The sequence below is a fragment of the Micromonospora sp. NPDC049679 genome, assembly GCF_040659735.1.
Lineage (GTDB): Bacteria > Actinomycetota > Actinomycetes > Mycobacteriales > Micromonosporaceae > Micromonospora_I.
In genome coordinates, this window is sequence record NZ_JBFANZ010000034.1 from 37,375 (window position 1) to 58,356 (window position 20,982).

The following is a 20,982-nucleotide window of genomic DNA, read 5'->3' on the forward strand; positions in this document are numbered from 1 at the left end:
ACACGCGAGAATGCCGAACGCCGAGTACGAGGGCCGCCGCGCGACGCGAGTCACCGAGATGACCAACCGGGTTCACGAGATCGCCGCACTGCGGGACCCCCGGCGAGTTCCCCGCGCCCGCTCACACCGTGGCGCCGGTATCGGCCCTCTGGAGGTGTCGGACCAGCAGCCACACGATCCATCCGGCCGTGATGATGAAGCCGAAGCTGATCAGTCGGTACAGCACGACGCCGGCGATGGCGTCGCTGGTGGCGATCCCGCCGGTCACCAGGCCGAGGATCAGCGCGCCGTCGACGACGCCGAGACCGCCGGGCACGATGGGAATGCTGGCGGCGGCCATCCCCGCGCAGTAGGCGATGACGAGTTCGGTGAGGGTGATCCCCTCGGCGCCCACGGCCCGGCAGCACATCCACAAACACAGCGCGTCCAGCAGCCAGTTGAGCACGGCGAGGACGGCCGCCACACCGAAGTCGGCCGGTCGGATCCGTACCGCGGAGATCTGGTCGACGAGGGCGGTGATCCGCTCGCGGAGCTGCGCGGCGCGTCGCCCACGGACGCGGTTGAGCCTGGTCAGCACCCGTTCGACCGGCCGAATGAGCCACTGCGGGTGCTGGGCGACCACCCGTACGCCGACCGCGACCGCCACCGCGGCGGCGAGATACGCGACCAGCCTCGCCCAACTACCGCCGCCGCCGGCGACGATCCCGCCGACGATGCCGATCAGGACCAGCGCCGCGCTGGACAGAATGCCGCTGAGCGCGATGCACCAGGAGGCGACGGCGGCCGACGCCCCGTACCGCCGCATCTGCTGGAAGTTGTAGCGGGTGGAGAAGAGCGGACCGCCGGGCAGGGTGACACTCAACGAGTGCGCCGCGTATGCGAGGGCGACATGCCGCCGGACGGAGAGGCGGGTGCCGGCGGCGCGCAGCAGGCGGCGCTGCATCCGGGCGTACCCACCCATGGAGACGACCTCCGCCACGACCGCGGCGACCACCCAGCCCCAGTGCGGCGTGCGGAGCTGGTTCAGGGCATCGGCCAGGGACGGAGCGCCGAGGACGACCTCGACGGCGAGGATGGTGAGCACCACGGCGGTGACCACGACGCGCCGGCGGCGGGTGACCGGACGCGGCGCGGCGTGCTGCGGCACGGGGTCAGTCGTGTACGCGCTCATCACGTCCTATCATGCGGTTTCCCCGGTCGGCCGGGGGCAGGCACGGTAGCCGCGCCGCCCTGGACCCCGGGCCGTCGGCTTGCCCGATGTCAGCGACGGCGCACGCTGGGGCGAGACAGGCGGGGACATGCAGCACCACCGTCACCCCTCGACGCATCCACGGCCATCGCCACGGAGGTCGGAAGAGCGTAGGGTGAAGATGCGCTCGGGACCCCGGTGCTGATGGTCCACCGCTGGCGGACGGCCCACCGGTCGAGGTCAATATGACGGGCCATTGCGGTACGAGAGATCACCCGCCGGCGGGCCTCGCCAAAGCCGGCTCTGCTCGTTCACCGTCGAGTCATCGCCAATGCCTGCGCTGGCCTGACCCGGCGGATCCAGGCACAGCGATTGTTGATCGGAAAGGCGGCGGTTGTGATGACCGCAGCTCAGAATCGTCCAGACCTACCCACGCCGCACGCCGGGCACGAGGACCATTCCGGCCCGAGGCCGCCCCGGTCGGCCGTGCCGCGCACGCGGCTGGGCGGCCTGTGGGTGGCCGCCGTGGCATTCGCCCTCGTACTCCTGATGCTCTTGATCTTCGTACTGCAGAACGGTCAACGCACCGAGGTGTCGTTCTTCGGCGCCCACGGGCATCTGCCCCTGGGAGTGGCGCTGCTGCTGGCCGCGGTCTTCGGCGTCCTGCTCGTGGCCGTTCCCGGCACGGCCCGCATCGCGCAGCTACGGATGCTCGGCCACCGACGCCGCCCTCACGTCGCGACCGGGCCGTTGACGGCCCCGCTTCCCCCGGCGCCGCGTGACGCGACGGGCCAGCAGACGCACCGGTAGCCGGCCCGCCCACCCCGCGGAGAGGCGCAGCCCGCCGAGCGCGGCACGCGCCCCCGTTCTGCCGTCACTTCACCCGCGTGGCGTCCGCGCCTCGCCCTTCACACCAGGACGGTTCAGCCATGCTCACCACCGCCCAACGCGCCACGATCGTGCCGTCCACACCGCCGTCGTTACCGCGGTTGTTCCTCTCTCCCACCCGATCCGGCCGGGCGGTCCTCGACGGCGGGTGGTGGGCGCGGTCCTGGGACCCGGTGGCCGAACTTCCCGGACTCCTCCTCGCCCTCGTCGCCCGCTACGGCCCGATCCGGCAGGTGATGCTCAACAGCGTCACCTGGAACAGCCGGTTCCGGCGGCTCGCAGTCGGCGCGGGTGTGGTCCGGATGGGATGGTTCGCCAGCCTCGACCCCGCCCTCTTGATCGCCATCACCGATCGAGGCGACCAGCTCGACGTGCTCGTGGTGCCGCCCGACACGGGGGCCGCGACAGCCAGGCGGGCGATGACCATGGCGGCCGATCCGATGAACACGATGCGAGCACCCGACATTCTCGCGGCCATGCCCGCGGCTCCCCGCAACGGGCCCGATCCGCACGCGGTATGGGATAACGAGGGCGGCCACACCGTTGCCGGCGTCGCACGCGCGCACCCCAGCGAACTCTCCGTCGTCCGGCCGGGCTGAGAAGCCCTGCGATGGCTCTACTGACCGCTCGCCCGCCCGACGGGCCGACCACGTCAGCGACGAATACCGTTCGCACCGTCACCACGTCCCGTCGCAATTGGCCGGCCGAAGCAGCGATCACCGATCAGCTGCTGCGCGAACGCGACCAACTGCCCGCCGGCCACCCCGACCGCGTCACACTGCGGGCCCGGGTCATCGAGAGAAACCTGCCGCTGGCCCACCGGCTGGCGCGCCGGTACGTCGGACGCGGCGAACTCTTCGACGACCTCGCCCAGGTCGCCGCCCTCGCCTTGATCAAGGCCGTCGACGGTTACGACCACAGCCGCCGCAACCCGTTCGCCGGATACGCGGTCCCGAGCATCCTGGGTGCTCTCAAGCGCCACTTCCGTGACACCGCCTGGGCGATGCGGGTGCCGCGCTCGTCGCAGGAACTGGCCCATGACGTGGCCGCCGCCACCGGCGAGCTGAGTCAGCAGCGGGGCCGGTCCCCGACCCCGGCCGAGCTCGCCGAGCACCTGCAGGTGAGCGCCGCCGACGTGCTGGTCGCCATCCGCGCGTCGTGGGCCTACCACCTGGCGTCCGTGAACGCGCAGCACCCGACGGTCGACGGCGCCGACGTCATCGACCTCATCGGCGGGGCCGACCCGCACTACGCCGAAGTCGACGACCGCCTGTCACTCCGGCCACTGGTCGAGGCATTGCCCTTGCGGGAGCGCCGCATCCTCACCATGCGGTTCTTCGACGATATGACCCAGACGCAGATCGCCGCGGCGGTCGGCCTATCCCAGATGCACGTTTCCCGGCTGTTGAAGCAGTCCCTTGGCCAGCTCCGGACCCGGCTGCGAAGTTGACCTGGCTGGCGCCGCAGGTCATCGATACGCTTCTTCGCATGGTGTACCGCGACCACGCAGCTCACGGCGGGTTTCCCTGCACGTCATCGGTGTCGCGACCGGCCCCACCGACGGCCACCAGGATGGTCGGGGGGTCCGCGGTGACGGATGCTCGCCTAAGCACGGCCGCCGGCGCGAGACCGGTCGCGCCCGGGGCAGGGCGATATCGGTGAGTGAGAGATCCGGTCGATCCTCTCCTGCGTGCGGAACGGCGGATCTGCCGTCCGGCGATGGGATGGCGTCATGGCCGGCGCGGCTGGGAAGGCGCCGGTACGACATGCCGCCAGCCGGGCCGGCAGCGATCAGCACACGTCACATGCGGGTTCGCGGGTCGATGGGCTGATCGGGGCGTGGCAGCCGAAGAATGGGACACCAGTTCGCGTCCCGTGCGACGGCGCACGCGCGTGCGCGCCAGCCCGCCCTCCGTTCGCACCGGAAGGTCGCGACGTCCGCGTGTCTCAGGTGCCCGGGATCAGCGACACGGTGGAGCGTGGGAAGAGGTGGTGCGGCACCGCCGCGCGATCGCGACGCGGTGGATCCATGTCGGCTGGCCGGTCGGGGTCGTCGCCTTCACCGCGGTGTACGTGGGCATGCCCGGTCTCGTCGGAGATTCGTTCTTCCTGGTCGGCAGCCTGCTGCCCATCGGCGCGATCGCCATCGGCATGCGCATCTACCCGGTGCCCTACAAGCTGCCCTGGCAGTTGGCCGCCGCGGCGATCGCCCTCATGAGCGTGCCCAACCTTGCGTGGATCATTCAGGTGGACATTCAGGGCCAGCAGAGCCCGCACCCGCTGGCGTACCTCGCGCTGGCGTGCGGGCATCTGACGATGCTCGCGGCCAGCATCACCATCGTCGTCCGCCACGCCCCGACCGATCCCGGCGGGGTGCTGCACGCCGCTCTGCTCGGTCTCGGCCTGTCCGCGCCTGTCTGGCAGGCCATTCTCCGGCCGACGCTGCTGGCCAACGGCGTTCCGGCACTGCGTCAGGCCGCCCTCCTGATCATGGTCCTGGCGCTCATGACGCTCCTGGGCACGCTGCTGCGGGTGATGGCGACGACGGTCCGGGCGAGGCCGACCTTCTACTACCTCCTGGTCGGGATGAGCGGCGGTATGGCGGCGGTCATCCTGACCACGCTCGCGTCCGGTCCGGAGCGGACCACGATGACGCTGCTGGCCGAGGCGGTGTGGTTCATCGGCTACTTCAGCTGCGCGGCGGCCGTCCTCCACCCGTCGGTGGTCCACCTGACCGCACCCGAGGGCGACTATCCCGACGACCTGTCCACGCGCCGCCTGGCGAGCACCGCAGTGGTGCTCAGCATGCCGGCGTCGACCGCGGGAGCCACGCTCGCCGTCGGCGGCACTCCGGACGTCCTGCTACTGATCGTCAGTACGCTGATCTCGATTCCCCTCATGCTCATCCGCTTCTGGCAACTGGCGCTGCGGCGGCTGCGGGCGGAACAGGCGCTGGCCCACCAGGCCAGCCACGACGAGCTGACCGGCCTTCCGAACCGCAGGACGCTGTTGGAGAAGGTGGACGAGGCGCTGCGACAACTGCGCTCCGGCTCGGTGAAGGCGGTAGCGGTCCTCTTCTGCGACCTCGACGGCTTCAAACCGATCAACGACACTCTCGGTCACCAGGCCGGCGACGAGGTGCTCCGGGTGGTCGCGCAACGCCTGCGAGGCTGCGCGGCGAGCAGCGACGTGGTGGGGCGGTTCGGCGGCGACGAGTTCCTGATCGTCTGTCGCGACGATGGCGGGGGGTCTGTCGATGCCCTTGTCGAGCGGATACGGCGGGCCCTGGCCGAGCCCATCCAGGTGCGGGAGAAGACGTGCACGGTGGGAGCGAGCATCGGGGTGGCGGTCACCACCGATGGATCGGCCTCCAGCGACTCGCTGATCTCGGAGGCCGACCAGGCGATGTACGCGCTCAAACAGTCGACGCGGGCGACCCGCAGCCGGAAGTGATCGCGGTAGGAACGGGACCGGCACGCAGCTGGACTACCGCTGGTCACCCACCATCTGCGCTGGTCAAACTGGCGCCGCCGCCATCAAGCCCGAGCCCGAAAAGCCCACTAGACCCGACGCCTCAACCTCGAACTCCAGCCATGATTCCCAACGGCGGCTGCCGTACTAGGACGAAGGGGCCGGACCCACCCAACGCAGCTCAGCCTCAGCTGGTCACCGGCTGACCCGGTACGGTGAAGAGCGGTTGCCACGGCTCGTCCGGGTTGATCGGATACTCGGTGGAGGGAACGTCGCCCTTCGTCGACCACCGAGCCTGGTACGGCAGCCCGTCGAACAGCACGCGGTCGCCACGGGTGTATACGGTCGCCGGGTTCCATTCCGCAGTCACCCCGGTCACCGTCGGGCTTGGCCGGGGAGCGGTGTCGGTCGGGCTCACCGGGCCGATCACCGACCACGGCGTGGGGTTGGAGGCGTCACCCGTTGCGGAGGGATCGACGCCCTGGTTCGCCCACTTCGCCTCGTAGACGACACCGCGCCAGACAACCTTGTACCCGCTCACGTACTGCGCGGTGCGACGCCACACCGGGTACGGGCTCTTCCCGGGATCGTCGACGATCGGCTCCTGGTTCGGGATCGCGACGGGCTCCCTGCCGGACGCGCCCACCGCGCTTCCGGGCAGCCCCGCGAAGACCGACGAGAAGGCCAGCGCCTCCTGGGCCACTCCGCTGCACGTGTTGGAATGAACAACCACGTTGGTGAAGGTCCCACGGCACCGGGCGTCCCGGTTCAGGGACCACATCGACACCCTGCCGAGCCCCTTCTCGACGGCGAACGACGCGAGCCCGCGCGCGTCGTCGAGGGTGAACCGCTCGGCATCCACGTCGTTCTGACCGATCATCGGCGTGGCCCCGAGCCTGGACCACATCTGCGGTGACGTGAGCTGCACCCCGAGCCGCAGGTAAAGGGAGGACAGCTGCTGGTGGGTCGACTCCAGCGCCCGGGTGGTCAACTCGAGCATGTCGGGGTCCGAGCCCTGCTCCGACCCGAAGTCCATCGTCATCACGTTGACACCGCGCAGTGAGACACCACCCTCCAGCGTCATCCGCACCGCGCCGAGCCCGTCGGCGGTCAGGCCGTCCGGCGCCACCGGCAGGGTCAGCCACACGGCCAGCGGCTGCCCCGCCGACTCCCGCTCGGCCTGCAGCGCCGCCAGGGCGAGTGCGCGCCGCCGCAACGACACCTGGTCCGCAACGGCCGTGCCCTCGATGTCCAGATCCAGGGTGTCCACGTCGTAACGCCGCACCAGCTGCCGGTAGGCGTCCGTCAGCCGCGCCTGGTCGGTACAGGCCACGGCGAGCTCGTTGTTACTCTGCCCGCCCACGCTGAGCATGATGTTCCCACCGGCGGAACGCAGCTGGTTGATCCGGCGGTCCAGCTCCAGGGACGCTGCCGCCTCGTCGGGGCTGTACGCGCCGCCCCAACTGGGCGAGCACCCGTCCTTGGGATCGGCGACCACGAAGGCGAGGGCGACGTCGTTCGCCGGGTTCGCCTCCGGGTCCTGGAACTGGAACGTCGGGGTCAGCGTGACATCCACGTACGGCACGGCCCATGACTTCGCGGTGGGGCCGGCCGTGTCCCGCAGGTGCAGCACCACGGCGGCGCTGCCGGCACCGAGCCCGACCAGCACCAGGACCAGGATGCCGAGCCTGAGCCACGACAGCCGCTCGACCGGGGCCTCTGGCTCCTGCCAGTCCGGGTCGGCAAGGGGGTGGTGCTCATGCCGCACGGACTGCGGGTTGGCGCGGTCGGTCAGCATGGCAGCCCTCTCCCTGGTGGGTCGTCGGTGTGGCTCGACCCTCTGCTCTCGGATCGGCAGGTTCGACGACATCTGAAGGGCGGCGGCAGCAAAACCTTCAAGGTACGTCGTGAAGCCGCCGATGGGGAGTCGAACGGGCGCGGGCGAGCCGCGCCGGGCTCGATGGCCGCGCAGGTGCGGCCGGTGTCGCACAACACTGAAGGGCAACCCCATGCAGCGCAACTCGGTGGACCAGCGCAGGCCGGACGCCCCGCGCCAGTGGGGTGCCGACCGCCGGTCGGCACCCCACCCTCTCGTGCCGCGACCCGTCTCCGAGGGCCGCATCGCCCGGGGGCGTCTCGCGATCGTGCTGACCATCACCGTCTGGGCCAGCTACATCGTCCGCACGGTGATCGAGCAGTTCATCGCCGGCCAGGCCAGCACCGCACGGCTGGCCGTCGAGGCGATCGTCTACATGATGGTTGTTACCGGGCTCGCGGCCTCCGCGACGGCCTACCTGATCACCCGGATCGGCTTCTTCTACCGCAGCCGGGCGCATCACCGGGCGCCGCGGATCGTGCTGGACAAGTTTCTGCAGGAGCCGACGCCGTCGGTGACGGTCCTCGTGCCGTCGTACCAGGAGGACGAGCGGGTCATCCGCACGACCCTGCTCTCGGCGGCACTGCAGGAGTACCCCGGCCTGCGGGTCGTGCTGCTCATCGACGATCCGCAGCAGCCGCGGACCCGGGCTGCCCGTGACCTGCTGCTCGCTGCCCGGGCGCTGCCGGCCGCGATCGAGGCCGAGCTCGCGGGTCCCTACACGCGGGTGCAGGCGTCGTACGAGCGGTTCGAGCACACCCTCGGCGAGCGCGACGAGCGCGCCACCACTGCGGACGACATGCGCGACCTCGCCGCCGAGTACCGGTTCGCCGCCGGCTGGCTCTACGGCCTGGGCCGGCGGCAGGAGATGGTGGACCACACCGACGTCTTCTTCGTCGAGCACATCCTGCACCCGCTCGCCGAGGAGCTCGGCACGATTGCCGAGGCGCTGGAGCATGGCGCCGGCGAGGGAGCCGACCTGCCGGTGCAGCGGCTCATCGAGCTGTACCACCGGCTGCTCGCCATCTTCGACGTATCCGTGACGAGTTTCGAGCGCAAGCGGTACGTCTCGTTGTCGAGCGAACCGAACAAGGCGATGAACCTCAACAGCTACATCGGCCTGATGGGCGGCAGTTACCAGGAGGTCAGCACTCCGCTGGGGGTCGCGCTCGTGCCGGCCGGGCCGGGGCGGGGCGAGCTGACCGTCCCCGACCCGGACTACGTACTTACCCTGGATGCCGACAGCGTGCTGCTTCCGGAGTACTGCCTGCGGCTGGTGCACCTGCTCGAGCAGAGCGCCCACGAGAGGGACGCGGTGGCGCAGACGCCGTACAGCGCGTTCCCTGGCTCGGCGACCCGGATCGAGCGCATCTCCGGTGCCACGACCGACATTCAGCACATCGTCCACCAGGGGATGACGCACTACGACGCGACGTTCTGGGTCGGCGCCAACGCCGTGCTGCGCAAAAAGGCGCTGGACGAGATCCGCGAGGTCGGCTACGAGGGCGACTGGGAGATACGCCGCTATATCCAGGACCGGACCGTCATCGAGGACACCGAGTCGACGATCGACCTCGGGGTCCACGGCTGGACGCTCTACAACTACCCGGAGCGCCTGGCGTACAGCGCCACGCCGCCCGACTTCGGCTCGCTGTGCATCCAGCGGCAGCGGTGGGCGAACGGCGGCCTGCTGATCCTGCCCCGGTTGAAGGATCAGTTTCGGGCCCGGGCAGCGCGGGGGCACAAGAATCGGTTCGGTGAGCTGTTCCTGCGGGTGAACTACATGGCCTCCATCTTCTGGAGCTCCGTGTGCCTGGTGATCATGCTCGCGTACCCGTTCAACGCCGACCTGCTCAACCCGATCCTGCTGCTCGTGTCGGTGCCGTACTTCCTCATGATGAGCGCGGACCTGAAGGACTGCGGCTACAAGCGGCTGGACGTGCTGCGCGTCTACGGCTTCAACCTGATCCTGCTGCCGGTCAACCTCTCCGGCAGCTTCGCCTCGATCCTGCAGCTACTGACCGGGGAGAAGAGCGCGTTCAAGCGAACGCCGAAAGTACGCAACCGGACCACCTCGGCCACCACGTATCTGGTCGCACCGCTCGCCTTGATCGCCCTCTGCGCCTGGACGGTGGTCCGCGACGTGCAGCTGCACCAGTGGGACAACCTGGTTTTCGCCGGGATGAACCTGGTGCTGTCGACGTACGCGATGGTGGCGTTCGTCGGGGTGGGCAACACCGTAGTCGACCTCTTCACCCACCTGCGGAACTGGCTGTACCGGCCGGTGCACCCGAAGAATCGCTCCCGCGGTGGGGAGAGCGCGACGCAGCCGAGCTCGGCCGCCGCTCCCGAACGGCCCGCGGTGGCACCGACCGGCGCGATCGGCGACTGGGCGTCGGTGCTGCACTACCGTTCCGGGCGGGGGGCTTCCGGCCTGGTCGCGGTCCGGTCGACGCAGATGGCGGCCGCGGGGCGACCCAGGCGCGGACCGCAGACCCCGCTGTCCCGGTCGAGCTCCTTCGAGGAGTTCACCTTCTTCACCGTCTTCCAGCCGATCTTCGAGCTGGAGTCCGGGAAGGTCGTGGGGTACGAGGCCCTCACGCGGTTTGCCGACGGCAGCAGCCCGCAGCGTGGACTGGAGGCCGCGCAGGCACAGGGCCTGCATATCGACCTCGACGCCGCGCTTATCCGCGCCGCCATGGCCTCCGCGAATGCGCTGCCGCACGGCACGTGGCTGGCGGTCAACGTCTCCAGCGAGCTGCTGCGGCGGCCTCGCGAGCTGGAACCGCTGCTGGCGGAGAGCTCCCGGCCCCTGGTGCTGGAGATCGCCGAAGCCGATCGGGCGGATCTCGACCACCTGCCGTCCGGGGTGCGGATCGCGGTCGACGACGCCGGTGCGGGGTACGACTCCCTGGCTCGGATGGAGTCGCTGAAGCCGGGCTTCCTCAAGCTGGGGCCGGCGACGCTGGCCGGTGTCGAGGCCGAGGACGCACGCCGCGCCTCGATCCGCTCACTGGTCGAGTTCGCACGAAAGCACGGCTGCACCATCATCGCCGAGGGGATCGAGTCGGCGCAGCAGCGCGACGCGCTCGTCGCGTGCGGCGTCCCCCTCGGGCAGGGGTTCTACCTGGGGCGGCCGGTTCCGGTGGAGCGGGCCCTCGCCGACGCGGCCAGCCGCTGAGCACCGGGCACGACCCCCCGCCCCCCAGCGGCATCTCAAGCGGCGGCTGCCGCACCAGGGCCCGCGTCCGGGCGTCAGGGCCGCAGGATCAGCCGGATCGGGTTGCCCTGCTTGGTCTGCACGCGCTCTACGGCCTGCTCCGCCTGGGACAGCGGCAACACGTCGCTGACGGAACCGGCCAGGTCGATCCGGCGTTGCCGGGCGAGCGCGACGAGCTGCTCGACGTGCTCGGGATCGGAACCGTAGTGGCCGAGCACGAACTGCTGCAGGTAGTTGAACGGCGCGTCCGAGCCGATGGTGACCGGTTTGTTGGCGATGCCGGCGAGCACGAGTCGCCCCTTGCGGCCCAGCAGGGTCAGCGCCTGCTCCCGCACCGCCGGGACGCCGGCGAAGTCGAACGCGATGTTGAGGCCCCGCCCACCGGTAAGCCCCATGAGTGTGTCGCGGAAGGCCGGGTCGGCCGGGTCGAGCGCGGCGTCGGCACCGAGCGTCAGCGCCCGCTCCCGCGCCGGGGGCAGCGGGTCGACCGCGACGACCGGAGCCGCGCCGACCAGGCGCAGCAGCTGCACGGCGTGCGCGCCGAGGCCACCGACGCCCCAGACCGCGACGGCCTCCGCCGGCCGGGTCTGAGCGGTCGAGGTGACCGCCGCCCACGGGGTGGACACGGCGTCCGGAATGATGCACGCCTGCTCGAAGGGGAGGTCGTCGGGGATCGCGACGAGAGTCTGCTCGGTCGCCAGCGCGTACTCCGCCCAGCCGCCGTCGTAGTCGACGCCGCGCGTGAATATCGTGCCCCGCCGGTCCTTCTCGCCGGCCTGGAGCAGCACCCGCTGTCCCGGCTTCCAGTCCTCGACGCCATCGCCGAGCACATCGATCGTGCCGGCCACCTCATGCCCCAGCGTCACGACGTCGCCCTGCAGGAGCCGTGGCGTGAGCGTGCCGTCGATGAGGTGCACGTCCGACAGGCATACCCCGGCGGCCTCCACCTTGATCCGCACCTCACCCCGGCTCGGCTCGGGCACGGGTACGCGCTCCAGCCGGAACTGCCGATCCTTGACGTGCAGCCGGCCGGCCAGCATCTCCGTCACAGCGTGTCCTTCCTCGATGGTCGACCCGGGCCACCGCGGCACGCGGTCCGCTCCCCGACAGAACGGTACGGCGCGGCGCTGCGTCCGAGGCTAAACGGCCGGCATCACCCCGGCGACCCTCGTGCCGGCTCGCCGCACCGCACGTTTACCGACGACGGGGGCGGGTAGGCGCGCAGTCGACGCGTCGGATCCGGCTGTCGACGTCACGGCGGAAAGGAGGGCCACCATGGGACGCGACACCGGACCCGGCGAGCGGAATCCGGATCGGGGAGCCTCCGAGCAGATGGGGGGTGTGCCGCTGGACCATCAGGAAACGTACGCGGTCCCGCGGGAGGGCGGCGACCGGGACGACGAGAGCACGCCGGACCTGATCACCAAGGACGACGGGTCGGGGATGGCCGGCGGCAGCTCGGGGGGCAGCGGCGGAGGCTCTAACACGCCCGGCCATCCGGACGCCGCGAAATGAGCCGGGGAATCGGGCTGGCCGCAGGGCGCCGGACCACAGCCGCCGGTCAGCGGAAGTCGTCGGCGTGGTCGAACGCCCACTGCGCCAACGTCCGACCCGGCCGGCCGGTGACCCGCTCGACGTCGGGTGAGACCCAGGCGTTGCCGTTGGGGTGGTTGCCCATCTCCAAAAACCACTCGATGACGTACTCGGGATAGATGTCCTTCCAGTGCTCGCGGGCCTGCTCCGGGGTCAGCTCGATGAACCGGATGTCACGGCCCAGGGCGTCGCCGATCATCCGTACGGCGTCGACGCGTTGCACGGGCTCAGGCCCGGTCGGGGTGTACGTCCTGCCGGCGTGGCCGTCGTCGAGGAGCGCCGCCATCGCGAGGGCGGCAATGTCGGCCTCGTGCACCATCGCGCTGCTCCAGTTGCCGAAGGGCGCGCGAACGACGCCCTCGGCCTTGATGGACGGCGCCCACTCCCGGGTGTTGGCCATGAACTCGCCGGGAAACAGGTACGTCCACTCCAGGCCGGAGCCCTCGACGGCCTTGTGCAGCGCGCGGTGGCTGGCCTCGATGGGGTCGTCGTCGTCCCTGCTCGGGTCATTGTGGCCGAGGTGCGTGATCCGGCGGACGCCGGCCTGCTTCGCCAGTTCGAGGATCTGCGGGCCGGTCGTCAGCGGGCCGTACCCGTCGATCGCGACCAGGTGCATCCGGTCGACCCCGCGCAGAGCGGGGATCAGGCTCTCGGGCTTCGCGAAGTCTCCTTCGACGACCTCCACCTGCTTCGGCAGCCTGGTGGCGGCGGGCGATGCGGGGTTGCGGCTGAGCGCCCTTACCTCATGACCCGCATCAACAAGCTGGTGGACCAGGCTCGATCCGACTGTTCCGGTCGCTCCGGTGACCAGGATCGGCATTGTTCCTCCTCAGGACTCGGGAGATGACGGCACGCACCGCAAATCAGCCCCGATCGGGGCGGTGAGCCGCAGATGACACATCTTCACCCGGTCAAGCGCGCCGAGCAAACGCGAATGTCGCATTCATGTTCCTCCTGACCTGCGCAAACGCGTCCTGCTTGATCGTCGCGAAAGCCTCCTTTTTCGCGGTCGAAGGCCTTGTTGACCTGCGCATTCCCGGAATGCCGTTCAGGAAAAAGGAGAATCCCGGAATTGATGAGGGAAACCGCGGGTCCCCGTTGGCCCTCCCATCCCGCTCCTTCGGCACGCCAGCCCTCCGGCAGCGTGACGGTGATCCGTCCGGTCGGGTCGGCTGCCGTGCCGCGTTCGCCCCGCGACCGCACGACCACCGTGTCCGACGCCATCGCCGTGACGAGCGCTGTCGCCGCGAGCACAACTTCGACGGCCACCGCGCCGCGACGCCGGGAGCCGGCGGCGACCGGGAGCCCGGCTCTCTCGAGCGCGGCGCGGAACGCCGCCGCATCCGGGGTAACGGTCCGTGGGCCGGTGCGCCGTCGCCCTCTTAGATGGGTTTGCATGAGACCCGACCGTCCGCATCACCGCGTGGGCTTCGGCGAAACCGATCGTGCCGTCCACCGCTCACGGACGATGAACCCCGCCCCGCGAGCCGTGGCCGCGCCGCATTGGGCGCTTTTCCTATCAGTCTTGCCCACCGTGCGCCGGTGCGGGGCCGGCGGTTCTTCTTGCCCACGTGCCCCGCCTCTCCCGAGTTACGACGCCGATCACGGCTTCAGCGTCAGCGTCGCCGCGGCCTCCTTCTCGATGGAGGATCGGGCGAAGTGGAACGGCAGGGTCTGCCCGGTACGCCACAGCTCGGCCTGGTCGGCGTAGTTGTCGTGGAAGGCGTGCCCCGAGTTGCCGGTGAGCTGGATCCACCGGGACGTGTCCAGGTCGGCCAGGCTCACGATCATTCGCATCGACGGCACCGCGTCGACCTGGTAACCCGCGCCCGCACTCCAGCCGGTGGCGTTGACGATGGCGTTGCCGCCGGACACTCCGACGGTGTCGGCGTTGAAGAGCCATTCGACCGGGGCGATGCCGGACTCGCCGAAGGTGGCGTTGCGTGGGGTGAGCGTGTGCATGACACCCCAGCGCCAGGCGGCCGGTTTGTCGCCCTGGGCCTTCGACAGTTCCCGTACCGCCTCGGTCTGCGCCAGCGCGAGGATGTCGTCGCGCTCTTCGACCTCCGGAGTGGACTTCACGTCCCAGTACGGGTCCGACGGTTTGTCCAGCAGCGCGCGTACCGTCTCGTACCACCGGTCGCCACCGTCGGCGGGATGCTCCTCCCCCACTTCGTCGAAGGCGAGCCGGAGCAGGTTGGACCAGATCGCGTTGTAGTACGCGGCGGCGGCGGAGCTGCGTTCCTCGCCGTCGCGGTCGCCCGCCGGCTGCTGGAAGTCCCAGCCGGTCAGCAGCGCGTCGGCGTCGGACTCCTGCTGGGACAGGTCGCCGCGCGGCGCCTTCCGCAACGCCGGCACCAGCGTCGGGGCGAACCCGTTGCGATTGTCGAACTGCATCCGCTGGACGTCGTCCATGCTGATCTTGCCGGCGGTGATCCGCTCGTCGAGCAGGTCGTAGATGCGCTGGCTGCGGTAGCCGTAGCTCCAGTCGTCGGTCAGGTGCCGCTGATACTGGTCCCCGATGACGGCCTGGTTGGCGGTGACGACGTAGCCGCGGTCGGGGTTGCGGACGCTGGGCAGCTCGTTGAACGGAATGTAGCCGGTCCAGTCGTAGGCGGTGTCCCAGCCGGGGGCGAACCACTTGCCGTCGCCCTTGCCGCGGACGGGGATCCGGCCGGGAGACTGGTAGCCGATGTTGCCGTCCACGTCGGCGTAGACGATGTTCTGCGCGGGCACCTCGAACAGCGCCGCGGCCGCCCGGAACTCGTCCCAGTTACCTGCCCGGTTCAGGGCGAACAGCGCGTCCGCGGTACGGCCCGGGTCCAACGCGGTCCAGCGCAGCGCCACTCCGTACGACTCTCCGCCGACCTCCGGTGCGGTGACGACCTTCCTCAGCTCCTCGCTGGCGTCGGAGAGCAGCGGTCCGTGCCGCGTGCTGCGCACCGTGATCGTCACGTCGTCGCCGCCGGCCACCTTGATGACCTCCGTGCGGGTGGCCATCGGCTCCCAGCCGTCGCCGACCTTGACCCGGTCGCCGTCCACCTGCTCCAGGTACATGTCGATCACGTCCGGGTCCAGGTTCGTGAACCCCCAGCTGATCTTCGCGTTGTGCCCGATGACCACGCCGGGCACGCCGGAGAAGGTGAACCCGGCCGTCTCGACCCCGCACGCGCAGTGCAGGCCCATCTGGTACCAGATGCCCGGCTGACTCGGGCTCAGGTGCGGGTCGTTGGCGAGGATCGGCTTGCCGGTGTCGGTCAGCTTGCCGCTGATCACCCAGGAGTTCGAGCCGATGCCGTCGCCGTCGGCGGTGCCCATCAGGCCCGGCAGCGCGGCCAGGCCGTCGGCCATCGCGCTCAGTCCGGTGCTGAAATCGGCGGTACCGGCGGCGGTCGGCAATCCGTACCCGACCGGCGTGGTCGGCGTCCCGTTCGGAGCGCCCGGCGACGGGGCCCCGGTGGCGCGCTGGTCGAACGCGCCGTTGAGGATCGCGCCGGCGGTGACGATCGGCAGATTGCGCTCGACCGGATAGGTCGGGTAGAGCTGCTCGATCTGCTCACGGGTCAGGCCGCGGGCCAGCAGGGCGGCACGCCGGATCTCCGCCTCCATGTTGCCCTTCAGGTCCCAGGCCATCGCCTTGAGCCACGCCAAGCTGTCGACCGGCGTCCAGCGCTCCACGACGTAGTCGGAGTTCTGCAGGCCGAGGACCGTGTACTCCAGACTGAGCCCACCGCTGGCCGCGAAGTGCCCACCCTGGGCGTCGGTGGTGGCGCCCAGCCACGCGTTGACCCCGTCCGCGTACGCGGTGAGCGCCTGCTTCGACTCCGGCGTCAGCAGCGACCATTCCTGCTCGGCGACCCGCCGCCAGCCCATGGTGCGCAGGTACCTGTCGGTGTCGAGCTGGCTCGCGCCGAACATCTCCGACACACGGCCCGCGGTGACGTGCCGGCGGAAGTCCATCTCCCAGAAGCGGTCCTGGGCGTGCACGTAACCCTGCGCCCGGTAGAGATCATCGCTGGTCTCCGCGTAGATGTTCGGGATGCCGTGCTCGTCGCGCACCACCGTGACGGGGCCGCTCAGGCCCGACAGGGTGAGCGAGTCGGCGTGCTCGGGGAAGGCGCGCCGGACGGACCAGACGCCGAGCCCGGACGCGGTCAGGACCAGCACGAGCAGCACGCCGAGCGTCCAGAGGCCGATTTTGCGCAGCCTGCGCGGCCAGCGGCGCTGCTGCGGAGATTCATGGGACGGGTTCACGTTTTCGGAGTGTACGCATTTTTGTGGCGCAGGTTACCCCGGCGTAACCAGCTGTTTGGCGCTTGACCAGGTGATTTGCCCGGGTAGTCGGGCGCCGCCGGGCCATCGGAGAGCCGGTCACCGAGCAACTTCGACGATCACGCCCGGCGGCCATTCGATGGCGGAGTGTCCGATAACGAACGGTCCGATGGCACAGTTCCCATGGCTCGGGTGGGCAGCGCTGTCGCTGCGCGGCCCAGCGATCGGCTCGCGCCGCGGACACGCGCTACCACCGCGTGATCGCCTGCGATCATGGACGGGTGAGTACGACTACCCGACTTGTGAACCTCGAAGACGTCCCGGTCCTGACCGAGCTGGTCACCGCGAACCGCGAGTTCCTCGCCCCCTGGGAGCCGATCCGCGACGAGGGCTATTTCACCGTCGAGGGGCAACACGCGCTCATCCACGCCGCCATCGAGCGGCACGAGGAAGGAACCACTGTTCCGCACGTCATCCTCGACGCCGGCCGCGTGGTCGGCCGCATCAATCTCAGCAACATCGTGCGTGGCCCGTTCCAGTCGTGCAGCCTCGGCTACTGGGTGGGTTCGGCCGACAACCGTCGGGGCGTCGCGACGGCGGCTGTACGCGGCATCGCGCGGGTGGCCTTCGAGGACCTGGGGCTACACCGGATCGAGGCAGGAACCCTGCTGCACAATGTGGCTTCGCAGCGGGTCCTGGAGCGCAACGGCTTCGTTCGCTTCGGCGTCGCGCCGAAGTACCTCAACATCGCCGGTGAGTGGCAGGACCATGCCATGCACCAGTTGTTGACGCCGTCGCCGTCACGGCACGGTCAGGATTCGGATGTCGCGGCGGGTGGCGTCGGGGTGGGTGAAGGCGAGTAGCCGGTCGGCCCGGACTCGACGCGGAGCGATCCCCCGGTGACAGCGGGCTGGTCAGCACAGCGCCGTCGTCCGCGCCGTGCAGCGACCATCTCGCGGCGACCGTGCCATCGACGAGGACGGTGGCCGCGACGCCGGAGCCGACGCAGACCTGGCGGCGCACCTGATCGGTCATCATTCCCGTTCGGTCGCCGCGTTCCGCTGCGTCGGTCGCCTCGGCGAGTGCCGGCTCAAGACCGCGTCGGGCAACGTCCAGCTCGACCACACGGGCGCGCTCGTTGTAAACACCGGTGGTGGCGGTGCGGTAGCGGAGGCGGGCGGTGGTGGAAAAGCTGGAACTGGCCGTCCTGATCGGTCTGCAGGCGTCCGGCAAGACGACGTTCTGCCAGGGCGTGTTGGCGGTCGATCATGTGGTGGTTAGTAAGGACGCGTTCCCGAACGCGCGCGATCGCCAGCGCCGGCAGATGCAACTGGTCAAGGCGGCCCTGGAGGCCGGGGCCTGCGTCGTGGTGGACAACACCAATCCCTCACCGCAGGAATGGCAACCGCTGATCGAGATGGCCCGAGCGAGCGACGCGGCGACGGTCGGGTACTGCTTCCCGCCCGATCTGCGCGCGGCTCTCGGGCGCAACGCCGCGCGCGAGGGTCGAGCCCGCGTCCCGGACGTTGGGCTGTTCGCGACGGTCAAACGGCTGCAACGTCCTCAGCCCGCGGACGGGTTCGACCGGCTGTACGAAGTCCGGTTCGACGGCAAGGGCGGCTTCCATGTCGAGCCGATGCCGCAGGACGGCTGACGGCGGCCCCCCTTACGGTGAGGGTGTCATGATCTGCCGTACCCCGACCGACACAATCACGGCAAGGCTGGGGGGGGGAGCGCGAGCTCGGGCACTGTCCCTGCTCGGATACCAGGTCGGGGACCGTCACCCGGGCGGCCCGTCAGGGACCGGCAGGTCGCATGCCTGTGGAGGGCGGGTGCCAGCCGCGACAACACTGGTCGCGTCGGGGCCGCCCAGCGAAGCAGGAACCAGCCGGCCACGCGGCAGCGTAGCGTAAGCACTGGACGCCCACCCAGGCGGGCGTCCCAGGCGGCGGCGCGTGCCGCGAGCCACCGTGCCGACCACATGTGCAACCCGTTAGTTGCACATGTGGGCCAACATCACGCGCGGGGTATCCGCGGCGTCGCCGGGGCCACCGAGCGCAGGCCGAGCGCCAGCAGCAGCACCCCGACCACCAAAGCGCCGATGTAGCCGGTGACGCCGCCCCAGCCCGCGCCGCCGTACGCGAAGCCGCCGAGCCATCCGCCGAGGCTGGAGCCCACGTAGTAGCAACAAAGGTAGATCGCGGGTCCCTGCACCCCGAGCGTCGCGGCGCGGGCCCCGACCCAACTGCTGGCGGTGCTGTGCGCGGCGAAGAAGCCGACGGTGGTCACCACCAGTCCGGCGACGATCGCGGCGAGGTTCGACGCGGCCATCAGCAGCACACCGGCGAGCGTCACCAGCGCGCTCGCCCACAGCATCCGCGGCCGGCCGAAAGCGTCGGCCATCCGCCCTGCGAGCGCCGACGAGACCGCGCCGGCGAGGTAGACCACGGAGATCAGCCCGACGATCACGTGGGAGAGCCGGAACGGCGCCGCCAGCAGCCGGAAGCTCAGGTAGTTGTAGACGGTGACGAAGCAGCCCATCAGCAGCAGGCCACAGCCGAACAGCCGCAGCAGTCCGGGGTCCGTCACCGAGCGCCCGACCGTCCCGGCCATCTCGCGGAGCCGGGCGGGTGCCGGCCGGAAGTACGCCGAGGGCAGGATCAGCGCGCGGTAGAGCACCGCGCAGCCGAGCGCGAGTACGCCGACCACGCCGAGCGCCCACCGCCAGTTCGACACGTCCAGCACGAGACTGGCGATCAGCCGCCCAGCCATGCCGCCGATGCTGTTGCCGGCGACGTAGAGGCCGATCGCGAAGCCGAGCGAGCCCCGGTCGATCTCCTCGGCCAGGTAGGACATCGCGGTCGCGGTCAGCCCCGCCAGCACCAGCCCCTGCGCCCCGCGCAGCACGAGCAGCGCCGTGAAGCTCGGGCTGAACGCCTGCGCGAGGCAGAGCACAGCGGCGGCGAAGAGCGAGGCCGTCATCATCCGGGTACGACCCCAGACCGCCGACAACGCCGTGAGCGGGATGATCCCGACGGCCAGGCCGGCGGTGCCCAGCGACACGGCGAGGCTGGCGGTGGCCGGTGATATTTCGAACTCCCCGGTCAACGCGGGCAGCAGCGACTGCACGCCGTAGAGGGTGGTGAAGGTAGCCAGGCCGGCGGCGAACAGCGCCAGCGTGATGCGCCGGAACCCCGGTGTTCCCCTGCGGTGGGCCGTCACGGCCAGGTCTTCGCGTTCCAGCAGCACGAATACGACGCTAGGTTCGGGACATTGATTCGTCCAATACGCGTGCATTGCGCTATACATTCAATAATGAATGACGAGGTGGAGGCGATGGCGGCGGCGCTCGCGCCACGGCTGGCACTGCTGGCCGCGCTGGGCGAGGAGCGCAACCTGACCCGCGCCGCGCAGCGGCTCGGCGTCCCGCAGCCCACGGCCAGCCGCTGGCTCGTCGCGCTCGGCGAGGAGCTCGGAACGCCGGTGACGGTGCGCTCCGGGCGCGGCCTGCAGCTCACCCGGGCCGGCGAGCGCCTGGCCGAGTCCGCGGCGGACGCGCTCGCCGCGCTACGCGCCGGCTGCCGGCAGGTGATCGAGGAAGCCGACCCCGAGCGCGGGCACGTGGAGCTGGCCTTCCTGCACACCATGGGCGAACGACGGGTGCCCGAGCTGCTGCGGACTTTCCGGCAGGAGCACCCGACGGTCCGCTTCACCTTGTCGCAGGGCGCCCACGAAGAGCTGTTGCGGCGGCTGCGCAGCGGTCAGACGGATCTTCTGCTCACCTCGCCGCTGCCGACCGCCCCGGAGTTCGCGCACGCGGTCCTCGACGAGCAGCCGATCGTGGCGACACTCCCCGCCGAACACCGCCTCGCCCACCGGCCGCGGCTCCGCCTCGCCGAGTTGGCCGACGCGCAGTTCGTCGGCATGAAGACCGGATACGGCCTGCGGCAGATCACCGACGAGCTGTGCCGCGCGGCCGGCTTCGAGCCGCAACTGGCGTTCGAGGGCGAAGAGGTCGACACCGTACGCGGTGTGGTGACCGCCGGCCTCGGCATCGCCCTGCTCCCCGTCGCCGAGCGTCCGCTGCCAGCCGGCGTGATCGAGGTGCCGATCACGCCCCGGGCGCACCGACAGATCGGCCTGGTCTGGCTCGCCGACCGGCCACCCGCGCCAGCGGTCCGCGCATTCCGCGACTACGTGCTCAGCACACGTCACTGACCAAGCCCGCCCGCAGAATCCCCCACCCGTACGCCCCACACCGCCCCGAATCCCTCGCCCCCGGCCCGGACTCCCCCGCCGCGCGCATCGGGCCGCGGGCTCCCGCCCCGTGGATCAAGGGCGTGTTCCCGTGGTGTGATCTCCGATCGTGTGAATATGGCCGTGATCGGCGCGCTGTTCCTTGATCGGCGCCTGTGTGCGTGTGGGCTGCTCCGGCCCGGATACCCGAAAAAAAGAAGGGGGGCCGGTCCCGTG

General features: G+C 70.4%; 16 protein-coding genes. 9 read left to right on the plus strand and 7 right to left on the minus strand.

Annotated features, from left to right (window positions below):
• Positions 1–121: 121 nt before the first annotated feature.
• Positions 122–1,171: a lysylphosphatidylglycerol synthase transmembrane domain-containing protein gene (locus tag AB0J06_RS20490; RefSeq protein WP_357430532.1), complete on the minus strand. Its 1,050-nt coding sequence runs from the start codon at positions 1,169–1,171 to the stop codon at positions 122–124.
• A 543-nt stretch (positions 1,172–1,714) separates the two neighbouring features.
• Here AB0J06_RS20490 and AB0J06_RS20495 point away from each other — a divergent pair.
• The 4 genes from AB0J06_RS20495 (at position 1,715) to AB0J06_RS20510 (ending at position 5,530) form a co-directional block, all read left to right on the plus strand.
• Positions 1,715–1,999, plus strand: a complete 285-nt coding sequence (locus tag AB0J06_RS20495) for a lipopolysaccharide assembly protein LapA domain-containing protein (RefSeq protein WP_357430533.1) — start codon at positions 1,715–1,717, stop codon at positions 1,997–1,999.
• A 119-nt stretch (positions 2,000–2,118) separates the two neighbouring features.
• Positions 2,119–2,676 carry a DUF5994 family protein gene (locus tag AB0J06_RS20500; RefSeq protein WP_357430534.1) on the plus strand — a complete coding sequence of 186 codons (558 nt, stop codon included), beginning with the start codon at positions 2,119–2,121 and terminating at the stop codon, positions 2,674–2,676.
• Between the two features lie 11 nt (positions 2,677–2,687).
• Positions 2,688–3,527, plus strand: a complete 840-nt coding sequence (locus AB0J06_RS20505; RefSeq protein ID WP_357430535.1) for a SigB/SigF/SigG family RNA polymerase sigma factor — start codon at positions 2,688–2,690, stop codon at positions 3,525–3,527.
• A gap of 539 nt (positions 3,528–4,066) precedes the next feature.
• On the plus strand, positions 4,067–5,530 hold the full coding sequence (locus AB0J06_RS20510; protein WP_357430536.1) for a GGDEF domain-containing protein: 1,464 nt from the start codon (positions 4,067–4,069) through the stop codon (positions 5,528–5,530).
• A gap of 205 nt (positions 5,531–5,735) precedes the next feature.
• Here AB0J06_RS20510 and AB0J06_RS20515 read toward each other — a convergent pair whose 3' ends face one another.
• Positions 5,736–7,346 (minus strand): chitinase, encoded by a 1,611-nt coding sequence (locus AB0J06_RS20515; RefSeq protein ID WP_357430537.1) that lies wholly within the window; start codon positions 7,344–7,346, stop codon positions 5,736–5,738.
• A 211-nt stretch (positions 7,347–7,557) separates the two neighbouring features.
• On the opposite strand from AB0J06_RS20515, the gene AB0J06_RS20520 reads away from it, so the two are divergent.
• Complete coding sequence (locus tag AB0J06_RS20520; RefSeq protein ID WP_357430538.1) at positions 7,558–10,605, plus strand: EAL domain-containing protein; 3,048 nt, start codon at positions 7,558–7,560, stop codon at positions 10,603–10,605.
• A gap of 74 nt (positions 10,606–10,679) precedes the next feature.
• Here AB0J06_RS20520 and AB0J06_RS20525 read toward each other — a convergent pair whose 3' ends face one another.
• A complete protein-coding gene (locus AB0J06_RS20525) occupies positions 10,680–11,684 on the minus strand; it encodes a zinc-binding dehydrogenase (RefSeq protein ID WP_357430549.1) in 1,005 nt (334 codons plus the stop codon).
• A 235-nt stretch (positions 11,685–11,919) separates the two neighbouring features.
• Between AB0J06_RS20525 and AB0J06_RS20530 the strand changes: the two genes are divergently transcribed.
• Positions 11,920–12,159 carry a preprotein translocase YidC gene (locus AB0J06_RS20530; RefSeq protein ID WP_357430539.1) on the plus strand — a complete coding sequence of 80 codons (240 nt, stop codon included), beginning with the start codon at positions 11,920–11,922 and terminating at the stop codon, positions 12,157–12,159.
• Positions 12,160–12,205: 46 nt separating this feature from the next.
• On the opposite strand, the gene AB0J06_RS20535 is transcribed toward AB0J06_RS20530, so the two are convergent.
• The 3 genes from AB0J06_RS20535 to AB0J06_RS20545 form a co-directional block, all read right to left on the minus strand.
• Positions 12,206–13,057, minus strand: a complete 852-nt coding sequence (locus AB0J06_RS20535; RefSeq protein ID WP_357430540.1) for an NAD(P)H-binding protein — start codon at positions 13,055–13,057, stop codon at positions 12,206–12,208.
• A gap of 83 nt (positions 13,058–13,140) precedes the next feature.
• Positions 13,141–13,506, minus strand: coding sequence for a hypothetical protein (locus AB0J06_RS20540; protein ID WP_357430541.1), 366 nt, complete (start codon positions 13,504–13,506; stop codon positions 13,141–13,143).
• A 333-nt stretch (positions 13,507–13,839) separates the two neighbouring features.
• A complete protein-coding gene (locus tag AB0J06_RS20545) occupies positions 13,840–16,491 on the minus strand; it encodes a penicillin acylase family protein (protein WP_357430542.1) in 2,652 nt (883 codons plus the stop codon).
• A 299-nt stretch (positions 16,492–16,790) separates the two neighbouring features.
• On the opposite strand from AB0J06_RS20545, the gene AB0J06_RS20550 reads away from it, so the two are divergent.
• Both AB0J06_RS20550 and AB0J06_RS20555 read left to right on the plus strand, forming a co-directional pair.
• Positions 16,791–17,372, plus strand: coding sequence for a GNAT family N-acetyltransferase (locus AB0J06_RS20550; protein ID WP_357430543.1), 582 nt, complete (start codon positions 16,791–16,793; stop codon positions 17,370–17,372).
• A gap of 317 nt (positions 17,373–17,689) precedes the next feature.
• Positions 17,690–18,163 carry an ATP-binding protein gene (locus AB0J06_RS20555; RefSeq protein ID WP_357430544.1) on the plus strand — a complete coding sequence of 158 codons (474 nt, stop codon included), beginning with the start codon at positions 17,690–17,692 and terminating at the stop codon, positions 18,161–18,163.
• Positions 18,164–18,525: 362 nt separating this feature from the next.
• Here the strand turns inward: AB0J06_RS20555 and AB0J06_RS20560 are convergent, their stop codons facing one another.
• On the minus strand, positions 18,526–19,758 hold the full coding sequence (locus tag AB0J06_RS20560; protein WP_357430545.1) for an MFS transporter: 1,233 nt from the start codon (positions 19,756–19,758) through the stop codon (positions 18,526–18,528).
• A gap of 66 nt (positions 19,759–19,824) precedes the next feature.
• Here AB0J06_RS20560 and AB0J06_RS20565 point away from each other — a divergent pair, with 66 nt between their 5' ends.
• A complete protein-coding gene (locus tag AB0J06_RS20565; RefSeq protein ID WP_357430546.1) occupies positions 19,825–20,727 on the plus strand; it encodes a LysR family transcriptional regulator in 903 nt (300 codons plus the stop codon).
• The last annotated feature ends 255 nt before the right edge of the window (positions 20,728–20,982 follow it).

What these genes read in the sequence shown, in the direction of transcription:
- AB0J06_RS20490 (WP_357430532.1), bottom strand. Translation starts at nt 1,171, where the DNA reads ATGAGCGCGTACACGACTGACCCCGTGCCGCAGCACGCCGCGCCGCGT.
- AB0J06_RS20500 (WP_357430534.1), top strand. Translation starts at nt 2,119, where the DNA reads ATGCTCACCACCGCCCAACGCGCCACGATCGTGCCGTCCACACCGCCG.
- AB0J06_RS20505 (WP_357430535.1), top strand. Translation starts at nt 2,688, where the DNA reads ATGGCTCTACTGACCGCTCGCCCGCCCGACGGGCCGACCACGTCAGCG.
- AB0J06_RS20515 (WP_357430537.1), bottom strand. Translation starts at nt 7,346, where the DNA reads ATGCTGACCGACCGCGCCAACCCGCAGTCCGTGCGGCATGAGCACCAC.
- AB0J06_RS20520 (WP_357430538.1), top strand. Translation starts at nt 7,558, where the DNA reads ATGCAGCGCAACTCGGTGGACCAGCGCAGGCCGGACGCCCCGCGCCAG.
- AB0J06_RS20525 (WP_357430549.1), bottom strand. Translation starts at nt 11,684, where the DNA reads ATGCTGGCCGGCCGGCTGCACGTCAAGGATCGGCAGTTCCGGCTGGAG.
- AB0J06_RS20530 (WP_357430539.1), top strand. Translation starts at nt 11,920, where the DNA reads ATGGGACGCGACACCGGACCCGGCGAGCGGAATCCGGATCGGGGAGCC.
- AB0J06_RS20535 (WP_357430540.1), bottom strand. Translation starts at nt 13,057, where the DNA reads ATGCCGATCCTGGTCACCGGAGCGACCGGAACAGTCGGATCGAGCCTG.
- AB0J06_RS20565 (WP_357430546.1), top strand. Translation starts at nt 19,825, where the DNA reads ATGAATGACGAGGTGGAGGCGATGGCGGCGGCGCTCGCGCCACGGCTG.